The sequence below is a fragment of the Paenibacillus sp. BK720 genome, from assembly GCF_011761545.1.
GTDB lineage: Bacteria > Bacillota > Bacilli > Paenibacillales > Paenibacillaceae > Pristimantibacillus.
The window spans coordinates 171,161-184,597 of sequence record NZ_JAASRQ010000007.1 but is presented as its reverse complement, the minus strand read 5'-3'; the positions used below and the strand labels follow the sequence as shown (position 1 = coordinate 184,597).

General features: G+C 51.1%; 12 protein-coding genes, 1 pseudogene and 1 other annotated feature. Of the genes and pseudogenes, 4 read left to right on the top strand and 9 right to left on the bottom strand.

The genetic code is table 11. The features are described 5' to 3' along the window. Positions 1 to 15 precede the first annotated feature (15 nt). From tatC to FHT67_RS25170, 3 genes are read right to left on the bottom strand one after another with little or no spacing between them, the layout of a single operon-like run. The gene (gene tatC / locus FHT67_RS25180) at positions 16 to 771 is read right to left on the bottom strand and encodes a twin-arginine translocase subunit TatC (protein WP_132309274.1); all 756 of its coding nucleotides are present in this window, start codon (positions 769 to 771) and stop codon (positions 16 to 18) included. Continuing rightward, a complete protein-coding gene (locus FHT67_RS25175; protein ID WP_132309272.1) occupies positions 768 to 2,489 on the bottom strand; it encodes a GMC family oxidoreductase in 1,722 nt (573 codons plus the stop codon). The genes tatC and FHT67_RS25175 overlap by 4 nt, the downstream gene beginning before the upstream one ends. 18 nt (positions 2,490 to 2,507) lie before the next feature. Beyond that, positions 2,508 to 3,281: a gluconate 2-dehydrogenase subunit 3 family protein gene (locus FHT67_RS25170; protein WP_167201696.1), complete on the bottom strand. Its 774-nt coding sequence runs from the start codon at positions 3,279 to 3,281 to the stop codon at positions 2,508 to 2,510. A gap of 201 nt (positions 3,282 to 3,482) precedes the next feature. Between FHT67_RS25170 and FHT67_RS25165 the strand changes: the two genes are divergently transcribed. After that, positions 3,483 to 3,848 (top strand): YmaF family protein, encoded by a 366-nt coding sequence (locus FHT67_RS25165; protein ID WP_132309268.1) that lies wholly within the window; start codon positions 3,483 to 3,485, stop codon positions 3,846 to 3,848. A gap of 50 nt (positions 3,849 to 3,898) precedes the next feature. Here the strand turns inward: FHT67_RS25165 and FHT67_RS25160 are convergent, their stop codons facing one another. The 4 genes from FHT67_RS25160 to FHT67_RS25145 all read right to left on the bottom strand — a co-directional run bounded on the left by FHT67_RS25160 (position 3,899) and on the right by FHT67_RS25145 (position 8,286). Continuing rightward, the gene (locus FHT67_RS25160) at positions 3,899 to 4,849 is read right to left on the bottom strand and encodes a D-2-hydroxyacid dehydrogenase family protein (RefSeq protein WP_132309266.1); all 951 of its coding nucleotides are present in this window, start codon (positions 4,847 to 4,849) and stop codon (positions 3,899 to 3,901) included. A gap of 97 nt (positions 4,850 to 4,946) precedes the next feature. Further along, entirely contained in the window at positions 4,947 to 6,032 is a 1,086-nt protein-coding gene (gene asd, locus FHT67_RS25155) for an aspartate-semialdehyde dehydrogenase (RefSeq protein WP_132309264.1), read from the bottom strand. A gap of 120 nt (positions 6,033 to 6,152) precedes the next feature. Beyond that, positions 6,153 to 6,418: a binding site (T-box leader), on the bottom strand. A 57-nt stretch (positions 6,419 to 6,475) separates the two neighbouring features. Beyond that, the gene (locus FHT67_RS25150; RefSeq protein ID WP_481856081.1) at positions 6,476 to 7,690 is read right to left on the bottom strand and encodes a multidrug efflux MFS transporter; all 1,215 of its coding nucleotides are present in this window, start codon (positions 7,688 to 7,690) and stop codon (positions 6,476 to 6,478) included. A gap of 29 nt (positions 7,691 to 7,719) precedes the next feature. Next, a complete protein-coding gene (locus FHT67_RS25145; protein WP_132309262.1) occupies positions 7,720 to 8,286 on the bottom strand; it encodes a cysteine hydrolase family protein in 567 nt (188 codons plus the stop codon). A 129-nt stretch (positions 8,287 to 8,415) separates the two neighbouring features. Between FHT67_RS25145 and FHT67_RS25140 the strand changes: the two genes are divergently transcribed. Continuing rightward, the gene (locus FHT67_RS25140) at positions 8,416 to 9,030 is read left to right on the top strand and encodes a TetR/AcrR family transcriptional regulator (RefSeq protein ID WP_167201695.1); all 615 of its coding nucleotides are present in this window, start codon (positions 8,416 to 8,418) and stop codon (positions 9,028 to 9,030) included. A gap of 60 nt (positions 9,031 to 9,090) precedes the next feature. Here the strand turns inward: FHT67_RS25140 and FHT67_RS25135 are convergent, their stop codons facing one another. After that, on the bottom strand, positions 9,091 to 10,617 hold the full coding sequence (locus FHT67_RS25135) for an FAD-dependent oxidoreductase (RefSeq protein ID WP_167201694.1): 1,527 nt from the start codon (positions 10,615 to 10,617) through the stop codon (positions 9,091 to 9,093). 78 nt (positions 10,618 to 10,695) lie between these two features. Then, the gene (locus tag FHT67_RS25130) at positions 10,696 to 11,883 is read right to left on the bottom strand and encodes an MFS transporter (protein WP_167201693.1); all 1,188 of its coding nucleotides are present in this window, start codon (positions 11,881 to 11,883) and stop codon (positions 10,696 to 10,698) included. A 409-nt stretch (positions 11,884 to 12,292) separates the two neighbouring features. Here FHT67_RS25130 and FHT67_RS30710 point away from each other — a divergent pair. Both FHT67_RS30710 and FHT67_RS25125 read left to right on the top strand, forming a co-directional pair. Beyond that, positions 12,293 to 12,400, top strand: a pseudogene (locus FHT67_RS30710) (carboxymuconolactone decarboxylase family protein); the annotation flags it as partial. A gap of 105 nt (positions 12,401 to 12,505) precedes the next feature. Further along, positions 12,506 to 13,408 (top strand): sigma-70 family RNA polymerase sigma factor, encoded by a 903-nt coding sequence (locus tag FHT67_RS25125; RefSeq protein WP_132309254.1) that lies wholly within the window; start codon positions 12,506 to 12,508, stop codon positions 13,406 to 13,408. The last annotated feature ends 29 nt before the right edge of the window (positions 13,409 to 13,437 follow it).

The window sequence follows — 13,437 nt, the reverse complement described above, 5'->3', positions numbered from 1 at the left end:
ACGATCCCTCCACAATCAAGTCGTTTGTACAGCAAACTTCCGCCTATAATAACGCGCCGATATAAAAGCGCTGATCTCGAAGAGCAGAATGAGTGGAACGGTCACGGACAAATGGGATACAAAATCCGGAGGTGAGATAAGTGTTCCCACAACCGCCAGACCTACATACGCAAATTTTCGCACCTGCTTCATTTTGCCCGGAGTCAGCATCCCGATTCGGGTAAGAAATGTCATAGCGAGCGGCATCTCGAAAGCAACCCCCATCGGAAGCAGGAAGCTGATCAGAAAAGACATGTAATGCTGGATGCCGTACACCTCTTGAGCTCCCATCGACTGATTCAGCTTGATCATGAACCGGATCATCATCGGCAGGGCTACGGTGTATCCGAATAACACGCCGCCAACGAACAGCAAGGACGAGGTCGGTACATAGACCAAGGTGCTTTTGGCCTCCGCGTCCGTCATGCCCGGTCTTGCGAATGCCCACAGATGGTACATGAGGAAAGGAAGCGTCAGGATAATCCCTACGAGCAGCGCGCATTTCATATACACTGCTATGCCGTCCGAGAGAGCAAAGACGCTCCATTCCACCTCAATGGCTCCCAAATGTCCTTTGACGAAGGTCAATATTTTCGGCGCCGCGTACAGCCCCACGCCCAAGGATGCCAAAAACCAGCCGGCCACATAAATGAGGCGTTTCCGAAGCTCGGTTAGATGACTGATCAGATCGCTGCCGACAGTCTCAGCCGCTTCGCCATGCTGATTGCTCACACGAGTGAACCGCCTTTATCGATGTACTTCTGAACCCCTTCCGCCGTCCGGTAAGCCAGCGCGCCAACCGTTGAGGTAGGGTTATATCCGCTGTTATGCGAGAAGTTGGATGCACCGCAGATGAAAACATTTTCCGCATCCCACATTTGCAGGTAATTATTGACGACGGATGTCTTGGGATCCGTTCCCATTATCGTTCCGCCCGTGTTATGGGTAGACTGATACGGAACAATGTTGTATTGCTTGAGCGAGTCGTGAATTTCCGTCTTTGTTCCGCCCATTTGATCGGCGATTTCCTTCGTCTTCTGCGCGATAAATTTGACAAGCTCGCGGTCCTGATCCTCGAAATCGAAGGTCATCCGGATAAGCGGCAATCCAAGCGCATCCTTGTATTCCGGATCAAGATCGAGGAAGTGATACCGGTTCGGCATGCTGGCGCCTTGCCCGGTAACCGACAACACGCGGTTTGAATTATGGATCGTCGCTTTTTTGAACTCGGCTCCCCATTTCGGCGTACCGGCCGGGACCGGCTGATACTGAATCGGGCGGAGACCGGTCTGCGTAAACCGGATGTTGGCGCCATGCAGGAACTTGAGATCGCTGTGATCAAAGTTATCGCCGTTGAAATCATCGATGCTGCTCCCAAGCGCGCCCGCGCCCATAGCCAAGTTAAATTCGCGATCCTCGTAAAAAATGCTCGTGCTGGCACCGTTTACTTGGTAAGCGTAATTGCGTCCGACAGAGCCTTTTTGCGACTGCGGATCATACGGTTCGCCTAGCTTGGAAAGCAACAGCAGTCTTACATTGGAGAAGACGTAGCTTGCAAGAATAACGACGTCGGCAGGCTGGATATATTCTTCTCCGGTCGGGGTATGCACGTAAGTGACGCCGGTTGCTTTTTTGCCTTCATGATTGATTTTGATCACGTTGGAATGGGTGCGGACCTCCAATTTCCCCGTCTGCTTCGCAACCGGGAGTACCGTGACAACGGGATCGGCTTTCGCGCCGTATTCGCAGCCGAACCTCTCGCAATACCCGCAGTATTGACATGGAGCACGCTCAACGCCATCCGGATTTTTATAAGGCTCCGACAGATTGGCCGAAGGGATTACATAAGGATTGTAGCCCAGCTTCTTGGCCGCATCCTCGAACAGCTTCATTCCCGGAGTCTTCTTCATGGGACCGGTAGCAAATGGAGTGGACATCTTCCCGATATTGGACGGCAGCTCCTTCTCTCCCGATATCCCCGCCATTTGCTCGTACTTCACAAAGTAAGGCTCGAGCTGATCATAGGTAATGCCCCAGTCGCGAAGCGTCATATTCTCCGGAATTTTTTTCTTGCCGTAACGCTCCACCGTCTTGCTGTAAATCTCGAAGTCGTAAGGGAGGAACCGATAGTATTGACCGTTCCAGTGAACCCCGGCCCCGCCTAAACCGTCGCCAAGCAAAAAGGAACCGTATGTACGCATCGGCAATGCTCTCATCTTCATGGTATTTCGAAACGTTACCGTTTCTTTGGACAAATCCTGCATCAGTTCATAACGGGCAGCGTAGCGAAGCTCGTCATGGACATGGTAATAATCCTGCGTATCACGGCTTTTGCCGCGTTCCAATCCAACCACGGAAATTCCGGCTTTGGTCAGCTCGGCGGCGATGATGCCGCCAACCCATCCCATTCCGACAATAACGACGGGAACCTTTGGTAGTGTAGTTGCCATCTATGCTTCACCCCTTATCTATCCGAGCTCAAGATGATCGTGCAAGCTTAACGGATCAAGTTTGACAAACTCGTCTTTGTCTACGTATTCGGTATAACTCATCTGGTTGCCGGGGAAATTTCTCATCTTCCAGCCTGCCATATTCCGGTTGCCCCCATATAGAGGGTCAGCATAAGCTCCTTCCAGCGTCAGATTGAGAAACATCGCGAAGAAGTTCGACGCAGGGAAATCCTTTATGCTGGTATCGTTCTTTTCAAAAGCGGTCAGAACGGCATCCTGATCCTCCGGCGCAATTTCGACAAACGGCTTCTGGTATTTGGTATTGCTGTATTGATTCAGGGCATCCAATCCTAACGCGATTAGTTCTCGACGTTTGAAGATGAGCTGATAGCCCTGCGTTTCCTCCGCCTTGTAATAAGGCGGGAGCATATAATCCCGGGCATTATAGCCGTATTGACTGACCATCTGGTGGTCGATGAAAAAGGCTACTCCCAGCTCCTTGGCGCCAGGACCCAAATCATCCTTCGGAAAGAGCCGTTCCGTTGCGGCTTCCGCCGTCAAGAACTGATCCTGACTAAAAAACATCAGCGCCTGATTATAGTCTCTATCCTCTGGTGCAGTCCCCGACTTGCCCGGTTCCGGTGCTGTTTCCTTCACCGTCTGCTTCATATTCGAACCTACAAGTCCTCCGATGACCCCGCCTAGCACTACCCCGCCAAGCGCTGTACCGGAATATTTAAGGAACCTTCTGCGCGATTCGTCCTGCGGCTGATTCGGTTTATCGTTCGCCATAATCGTTGTCTCCTTACTACCCGATTTAGTAGGTTTTCTAATTTTCTTCCAAGTGATCTTAAATTATTCATGAATTATTCCAATTGAGGAAACAGAAAAAAACCCGCCCTTTTTAATAGCGAGTTTACTGATAGCCTAGAACGGGTCGATCCTTACTTTAATACCATGGAAGCAGTTCTATCATTAGGAGGATTGTTAACTATGTTTAGAAGAAGAGCGACAATTAACAAAAAAGCTGCACCTTGTTACAAGGTGCAACGTCATGTCCATGAGTTTCTGGGCAGCACTCAGCTTGCCGAAGAAGGAAATGATCGTCATAATCATCGCTTCGCAGGTGTTACCGGACAGGCGATACCGCGAGGAAATAGCCATGTTCATGAAATTGACTTGACCAATACGGATTTCTTTAATCATTTTCATAAATTAAAAAAAATTACGACTGGTCCTGCTATCCCCGTCGGAAGAGGCAAGCACGTTCATTTTGTAAAAGGCCAGACGACCTTCAACGATGGTCATGTTCATCAATTTAAATTCTCGACTTTAATTCAAGCGCCGCTGGTTAAATAAAAATAAGATAGACTGTCGGCATAACCGGCAGTCTATCTCTTTTTCTGAAACTATGTTAATACGTTCACCGGCGAACCTGCCAAATACGCTTCGATATCTTCTACAATGCCCTTGTAGAAACCGCGGTACGCCGCTTCCGTTACGTAACCGATATGCGGGGTCGCAAGGACATTCGGGAGCAAGCGGAACGGATCGTCTTGAGGCAGCGGCTCCTGCTCGAATACGTCGATCCCTGCTCCGGCGATTTTGCCGCTCCTAAGAGCTTCAAGCAAAGGCTTCCGCTCCACAATAGGGCCGCGCGAAGTGTTAATGAGAAAAGCTGTCGGCCGCATCCGCTCCAGCTCTTTTTCACCAATCAAGCCCCGGGTACGATCGCTTAGCACCAAATGTATCGAAACGAAGTCGCTGCTCTCCAGCAGCTCTTCCTTGGAGCCAGCCAGCGTAACGCCGGCTGCCGCAGCTTTCTCTGCCGTCAGGTTCCGGCTCCACGCCGTCACCTTCATGCCGAAGGCTTGTCCGATCCTTGCCACATTGGTTCCGATATGGCCAAGTCCCAACAAGCCAAGCCTCTTGCCATGAAGATCGACGCCAATCGTGCTTTGCCAGCCGCCGTTTCTAACCGCTTCGTTCTCCGGCACCAGCTTTCGGGCGAGACCGAGAATAAGCGCCCAAGTCAGCTCGGTAGTCCCCTCGCCTCCCCCTTTTGTGCCGCATACCGTAATTCCCTGTTCGGCAGCTGTGGCCAGATCAATGGAAGCGTTGCGCATACCGGTTGTTACGAGAAGCTTCAGGTTAGGCAGCCGCTGCAGTAGCTCCTTGCGGAATGGCGTTCTTTCCCGCATGACGACAACAATCTCGCAATCCTGTACGGAAGCGATAAGCTCGTCCTGATTCTCGAAATGATGATTGAATACTTGAACCTCGATCCGATCCGTCACTTGCGACCAGTCCGCCATACGTAATGCAGCGTTCTGGTAATCATCCAATACGGCGCATTTCATTTGTTGTTCTCCTCCTTCTCTTAGAAAGCAAATAGAAAGCAAAACAGCAAGCTCCTTACCCGCTATTCTGGGGGGAGCTTGCTGCAAACAATCTCTATTATTTCGGTTGGATATAACCTTCCGCCTTGAGCAGTTCCGCAATCAATACGGCACCGCCGGCCGCACCGCGGAGCGTGTTATGAGACAAGCCAACGAATTTGAAATCGTACAGGGTATCCTCGCGCAGACGGCCTGCGGATACGCCCATTCCTTTTTCAATGTCGCGGTCGAGCTTCGTTTGCGGTCTGTTCTCTTCTTCGAAGTACGTGATGAATTGCTTAGGCGCGCTTGGCAGACCCAGCTCTTGCGGACGGCCTTTGTACTCGGACCAACGCGCGAGGATCTCTTCCTTCGAAGGCTTGTTCTCGAAATTCACGAACACCGTAGCAAGGTGACCGTCCGTTACCGGAACGCGGATGCACTGCGTCGTGATCAGCGGAGCGCTTGCTTTCACGACTTCGCCGTTCTCAACGCTGCCCCAGATACGGAGCGGCTCCTGCTCGCTCTTCTCTTCTTCCCCGCCGATGTAAGGAATCACGTTATCCAGCATATCCGGCCAGTCCGTAAAGTTCTTGCCTGCGCCGGAGATCGCTTGATACGTCGAAGCTACGACGGTAGTTGGCTTGAATTCGCGAAGAGCATGAAGCGCCGGTACATAGCTTTGAATCGAGCAGTTCGGTTTTACCGCGATAAAACCGGTCGTTGTACCGAGACGTTTTCTTTGGGCTTCAATAACTTCAAGATGTTCCGGGTTGATTTCGGGAATAACCATAGGAACGTCCGCCGTCCAGCGGTGAGCCGAGTTGTTGGACACGACAGGCGTACCCGTCTTCGCGTAAGCTTCTTCGAGCGCCTGGATCTCTTTCTTAGGCATATCTACCGCGCAGAATACAAAATCAACGCCCTCAGCAACCTCTTCGACCTTCGATGCGTCCTGGACCACGATATTTTTAACCGCTTCAGGGATTGGAGTGTCAAGCTTCCATCTGTTTTGAACCGATTCCACATACGTTTTGCCTGCCGAGCCTGCGCTTGCGGCAATAGCCGTTACTTCAAACCAAGGATGCTGATCCAGCAATTGCACGAAGCGCTGGCCAACCATGCCCGTTCCACCAACAATACCAACTTTAAGTTTTTGCGACATTTGTTCTTCAAATCCTCTCAGTCTGATTTTGTATGCCGTACCTTATACCTTACATGTATGCGGTACAAATCCCTTTGCTAGCCGCGAAAAATAAAAAAATCCCACCCCCAAGACCGTAGTCTCAGGGACGAGATTTGAATACCCGTGGTACCACCCTAAATTCGCGGATATGTCGCCATATCAGCCTCTTCAAGTACGGCATTGCAGTCCCAATGCTTATACTCTAGCTCTATAACAGGAGCTCCTGTCACACCATCCCCAGCCTTGCCGGTTCCGATGCGCTGCTCAGAGTCTTTCTTCAATAAATCATTCTTTACTCCTTTTCAGCATGCCGGAGCTCTCTGGAAAAGAATTGATTTATCTACTCGTCTCGTCATTGCATTTCATATTGCAGTTATAATAACAAAAAACGAATCCGAGGTAAACCCATTTTCGCAAAAAAATTAACGGCTGGCTGCCGCTCTGAGATTGAGCGTCTTGTAAGCTTTCGCGTAGACCCATAACGCGTTCAGCAGCAGGATGGCTCCCGTTGTCAAAAAGACTGCCCGGATGCCTAACCACGCCGCTATTTGCCCGCCGAGAATCGAACCGATGAAAACGCCTAAATAACCAGCAGACATTGTAAAACCAAACATCCTTCCCGTGAGAGCATCCGGCGTGATTTTTTTGATCAGAATATTAACCGACGGATTTAGTCCACCTGCCGCCAGTCCCAATAAAAATCGAAGCGCCATAAGCTCCCAAGGCTGATGGACCAATGCCTGCGGTATAAACAACAGTCCGGCAACAATCAAAGCGGCCAGCATCACTTTGTGCGCGCCAATCTTATCCGAAAGCCTGCCGAGCCTTGGCGCGGCGATCATGTTGGCCAGCCCGGACGCGGAAAATATAAACCCGGCCAACAAAGCCACATGCTCGGTACTGCTCGTTAAGCTTGTTACGTACACCGTTAGCACGGGCTCAATGGAATACATGGCGAGAGTCAAGGCAAAATACGTCACGAACAAAGTGATCGTCAGGTTCTTCTCGGGGATACTGCCCCAGACTTCCTTCATCTTCTGCGCTTTTTGGTCTATGCGCGTGAAATTCTCTTTCACAAACAACAAGGTTGTTAAAAAAGCGAACAATAAAAGAACTCCGGTAATAAAGAACACATTCCGCATGCCGAAATGCAATTCTATGAAACCGCCGATCGACGGACCTAACAAGGAACCCGCAATCCCGGCCGTAGACAAGGTCCCAAGCGCCCAGCCGGCATGGGCTTTCTCGGTCTGCGTTGCAATCAGCGCCGTGCAAGCCGAGGCGTATCCTGTAATGATTCCCTGCAGCAGGCGAAGGCCAATCAGCTCATACACGTTTTGGGCAAAGCCCATGCTGAAAATAACGATCGCCATGCCGAGGCTGGCCCGCAGCAGCATCGGCTTTCGCCCGTATTTGTCCGCCGCGATTCCCCATATCGGGGAAAACACGGCGGACAGAATAAAGGTAATCCCAAACGCTAAACCGGAATACTGCTCTACCATTCGGGTATCGGAAACGCCCAGATGGTGGATGTACAAAGGCAACACCGGGGCGATCTGGCTCATGCCGATGCTTGCGACGAATACGCCAAACCAACAGACGAACAGGTTTCTTTTCCAAATCGGCATACCTGTCATCTCCCTTCCTCCTGCTGCTGCCGGGTGCTCTATCCCAAGGTCTCGATCCAGGCCTCAACCGTCTTCACGTCCGCCTGACGCGGGAAGACCTTCTCGGTTAGGACGCGGTGAACTTCGGGATCCGCATCCAGACAGGCATCCTGCAATACGGTAATGGCATAATCCTTGTCTGCCGCCTCGCGGATCGTAGACAATACAACTCCGCTTGTCGAGATGCCGCAGAGAATAAGATTCTCGACCTGCTTCGCGCGAAGAATAACCTCCAGATTGCTTCCGGCAAAAGCGCTGATCCGGAACTTCGTAACGACCGGCTCGCCCGGCAGCGGCTTCACCGATTCGTGAATCTGCGTGGCATCGTCATGGATCGTCATGCCGCCGTGCTGCGCAACCACCGAAAATGACTTATTGCGGGGGCTTACTTCCGGATAGCCTTCGTTAAAGCCGACACGGACAAAAATAACCGGAATCCCATGCTTCCGCGCAGCCTCCAAAGCTTTCTGAAAAGGTTGAATAACCTCTTTGTTATCCGCAAACCGGGATACGATTCCGTTCTGCAAGTCCATGATTACAAATGCGCTTCGTTTCGCGTTCAACATCGGTTGTACACACTCCTAACGGTTATGTTAATATAAGCGGAGAACTCTCCTCTTGATATTAAACGGAGAGCTCTCCGGTTGTCAACCAAGCCTAAAAATCATGTTTCGCAGATAGGAAGTGATCCGGTCATGAATGAAGAATCAACGAATCACCCGCTGAAGCCCGAACGCCGGGATGCCGCCGAGAACCGTCAGCGGATATTAAATGCGGCTCTTCAATTGTTCGAACAGCATGGCGTGGAGCAGGTCAGCATGAATCAGATTGCCGCAGAAGCGCAAATCGGACCGGGTACGCTATACCGGCGTTACCGCAACAAAAGCGAGCTGTGCCTGGATCTTATGAAAGACAATCTGGTAATTTTATTCGAGGATATTTATGCCTACCTCGAAGATCATCACTCCGACTCGCCAAGCTCCAGACTAAAGGGTATTCTTGGCTTGTTTATCAAGTTCCGCGAAAAGAAATCCCAGCTGCTGCGCGGCGTTGAGGATTCTTCGCAAGCCAACCGGCCGAGCACCCGGCAAAAAGGCCCTCTCTACCATGAGCTGCATGAAATCCTTGTTCAGCTGTTTGACGAGATGCTTGCCGCTGAAGGTAAGCCCGAGCCGAACAGCGTATTCCGCGCCGATATGCTCCTCAATGGCGTAAGCAGCGAATCGTATCTGTTCCAGCGGGAGGTCCGCGGTTATACGCCGGAAGAGATCCTCGCGCATCTCAGCGCAACTTTTATCGCCGATAAATAGGCAACACGAAAAAACCAGCCCTATCCCTATGACTAGGAATGTGGGCTGGTTTTCGTTGTTTCACAAGCGCACTAAAGGCTTTTCCGCCGGTCCTTCGACAACTTCGCCGGTAATCGAGAAGCGCGAGCCGTGGCAAGGGCAATCCCAGGTCCGTTCCCCGTTATTCCATTCCACCTCGCAGCCCATATGCGTGCAGGTCGTATCGACGAGAAAGAGCTGACCGTCTTTATCCCGGTATCCTCCTGCACGGCGGCCTTGAATCTGCACGACGCTGCCTTCGTCCTTTTCAAGCTGCTCCGGACGTTTCTTGACATACTCCAGCTTGCCGGAAATCAGATGCTTCGCAACATCCGCGTTGTCCGAGATCAGCTTGCCGACTGTTTTCCATGACAGGGACCGGGAAGGCGTAAACAGCTCCGCGTACGGGTTATCCTTCTCCATAATAAGATCCCGGATAATGAGGGCAGCCGCCGTACCGTTCGTCATCCCCCATTTGCGGAAGCCCGTTGCGACAAAGACGTCGGGATGAGACGCCGTAATCCTTCCGATAAACGGTATTTTGTCCCCCGTAACCAGATCTTGGGCAGACCACCTGTAGGTAATTTCTTTAATCTTGAACTGATTCTCCGCAAACTTCCGCAGCTCATCATAATGATTGATCGTGCAGATTCCTTGTCCCGTCTTATGGCTTTGCCCGCCTAGAATAATCAGCTTATTCCCGTCCTCGAGCGGGGCATAACGCACGGAGCGCTTCGGATCCTCGGCACTCAGATACATGCCGCCCGGATACTCGTCTTCCACCTGCAAGCCAAGCACATAGGAGCGATCCGCGTGCATTCTTGCAAAATAAAAGCCTTGGCCGTCGTAAAACGGAAAATGGGTACAGGAAACAACATATTTGCACCCCACCCGATGTCCGTCGCTAGTCATCACTTTCGGCGTATCCACATGCTCCACGTCTACGGCGGTTGTCTGTTCATAGATTTTGCCGCCCGCCTTCAGAAATTCCCGAACAAGCTTCAGCAAATAGTTGAGCGGGTGAAACTGCGCTTGCGCATCCATCCGAACAGCGCCGAAGAGCGGCAGGTTAAGCGGAATTTTGTCCAAATAAGCACCTGGAATGCCTAGCTCCTGATAAGCTTTCGCTTCGTTTTCCACTTTGACGACATAATCGGCATGATGGGTATAGACGTAGGCGTCCTGTTCGGTATAACCGCAATCAATCCCATGCTTGCCGATCGTTTCGCGGATGAAGTCCATGGCGTCCTTCGCGGCCCCGTAGTAGAGCGAAGCTTTTTCCTTGCCTTCCGAGCGGATGAGCTCGTCAAAGATCAGATCGTGCTGCGCCGTGATTTTTGCGGTAGTGTGAGCGGTCGTTCCGTTCAGAATCTCTCCCGCTTCGAGCAGCACAACCCGAAGGCCCTCCTGACTCAACAAATAAGCGGTTGTTATACCGGAAATCCCTCCGCCTACTACAACCACATCGGCTGCCTCGTCTGATTCAAGCTTCGGAAACTTACCCTTTTCATGCTGGGATGCAGTCCAATAGGACTCGGGAAACTGCGGCAGATCTTTATGGTATGACATGGTTGTCGGTACCCCTCTCAACGGCATTTGGATTTCCTTAATTTGCACGTTTGGAAGGAATTTATGTGCAGGCCTGCCCTATTTATTCGGTTGACGTTCTCGAAGCTGCCGCAAAATAAGCACGCCTGCCATGATAATAACGCCGCTTAAGGCGTAGACGGTCGACAACGAGAATGCGTCCTTCAAATAGCCCGACAAAAACATGCCGACAACCATCATTCCCATGAACGCAGGCATAATAGCCCCTGATACGCGTCCCATAAAGGCCATCTCGGTGTTGCGCACGATGAGCGTTTGAATGCCTCCTTGAATGGCCGGATATACCAATCCGCTAATGATCAATAAGAGAATGGTCAGCCAAATCAACGCGGATATGCCGATGCCAATCGTGCAGATCGCCGTAGTTAGCAGACCGGCGATGAACAGCCGCTGCGGCTGTATTTTTTTCGCTATGCCTATCATCGCGGCACCTCCAATCAGCATGGCGGCGCCGTTTGTCATGACGAGCCATTGCAGAAAGGCTTTTGACTGTCCAAGCTGTTCCACCACGATAAAAATTTGGAGCGGCTGCGTTAGACCGGAAGCGAATCCGACAACCGCAAAGCTGAGGCATAAGGTTCGCAGAGCCTGGTTCGACCATACGTACTTTATGCCGGCTGTCAGCTCGCTCATAAAGCCGGATTGGAAGCCGGAATGCCGTTCGATCGCATCCCGGGGCAGCGTTGCCAGAATAAGCGATGATCCAAGGAATAAGACGGCCGTCAGAATAAGGGAGACATGAATGCCAAGCTTCAGAAAAATAAGCGTGCCAATAACCGGCCCAAGAACCGTAAAAACCGCGGCAAGGGTTTGGGACATCGCCATGACGCCTTGCAGCTGCTCGCCCGGCACATGGCGTTTGTACAGCTTCATCGCGGAAGGTTGGGAAAATTGCGACAGGCTTGCCGATAGAAAGGATCCAATCAGCAGAACATTCCAACCGCCGTTGATCAGCGCAAGCAGCACGCCTGCAACGGAGAGCGCCGAGAGCAGATCGCTCCCCACCATCGTCCGCTTCGGACGCCATCTGTCGGCAAAGGTGCCTCCGATTAAGGCGAACAGGAAGATAGGGGCAAATTCCGCCACCGAAATAAGAGAGACATAAACCGGATTATTGTGAGTGAGATCCGTAACATACAGCAATACCGCGTAATTCCGAATCCATATCCCGAGATGCAGCAGCACCCGGGAACCAATGATCGTACGCACATAACGATTGGAGAACATAACAACTACCTCGTGATTCGTAAGATTTTTTTGCATTGGCGATGGGATCGAGAAACGATCCCTAGTGTCATTTCGACGATACAACTGAGCTGCTGTCCTCACCTCTTTCCGATTGATTGCTGCTAGCTTAATCATGGATTTCCTATCGATTGCGTTTAATCAAATGATCGTATTTACTTGTTTAGTAATTTACTAATTTACTAAATAACTGGTGCTAGTGTAATCCGGATTAGCGGCCCGCGTCAAGGCATTTTTTATAAACTTGGCCAGCTCTTTCCCACCTATGAACTCAAAGACGGGAACAAAATTAATAAATCTTTTCTTCGCCCCCTGTCACAAATCCGGCCGTTCGATTGTCTTAGATACGAAACCGACAGATACGAGATAAATGGAGGAATCATAAGATGCTTTTACCGAAGAGGAATATGTAGGACTCCTTTTAGCCATAAACGCAATCAACAGCTGGAACCGCGTAGCGATTGCAACAGGCATGTTCCCTGACTGTTTCGTGAATTAAGCGTCACCTTTAATAGTCAAATAAACCACTCCTCGGGATGAGGGTGGTTTCTTGCCGTTCGTTAGAGTATGATCAAAATAGTTAAATTTTGGAGGTCGATAAGATTTGACGGCTAGCGATACAGCTTTGGATATTGAACAGCTTTACCGGGAGTATAAACCGCTTCTAACTTCCATCGCCTACCGGATGCTGGGTTCGATGAGTGAAGCGGAAGACGCGGTCCAGGATGTGTTCGTTACCGTAAGCAAGCTTAATGGCATCGACATCTCGCATCCAAAAGCGTATTTGGTCAAACTCCTTACCAATCGAGTCTTAAACGTAATGAAATCGGCTCCGCGAAAGCGCGAGAGCTACCCGGGACAATGGCTGCCCGAGCCGGTCAGTGACGGAACCCCGGAATCCTCGCCTCTCGATAATGTGATTCAGCATGAACAGTTGGGCTATGCCCTACTCGTGCTGCTTCAGAACTGCACGCCGCCCGAGCGTGCCGTATTTGTCCTGCGGGAATCCTTCGGTTATGAATACTCGGAGATCGCCGCCTTGCTGGATAAATCCGAAGCGGCCTGCCGGAAAATATTCAGCCGTGCGTCCGCCAAGATCGGTCACTCTTCTTCGCGAAGCGAAGAGAATAAGGCTACGCTCGATGAATCCATGACCCGCTTCGTGCAGTCCTTCTCCGAAGCGATCTATTCGGGACGGCTGGAAAGCTTCATCCATCTTCTTACCGATGACGCGGTCATGCTGACGGACGGCGGAGGCATCGTGCGCTCTGCGCTTAATCCGATTATGGGTCCGGGCAGAATTATCGCCTTTTTGGAGGGCATTGCGCGGAAAGGCGCCTTTGAAGGAAGCTGGCAGCCGATTATCGTCAGCGGACAGCAAGGATTGCTGCAAATCAAGGATAACGAGCCCGTTAAGGTCTATCTGTTCGAGCCCGATGAACAAACGGGTAAAATTCGTTCCGTATACTCCATCTCCAATCCGGAGAAGCTTACAAGAATCCTTTAAATACCCAGACCGTTTCCCTCTTGCCGGGA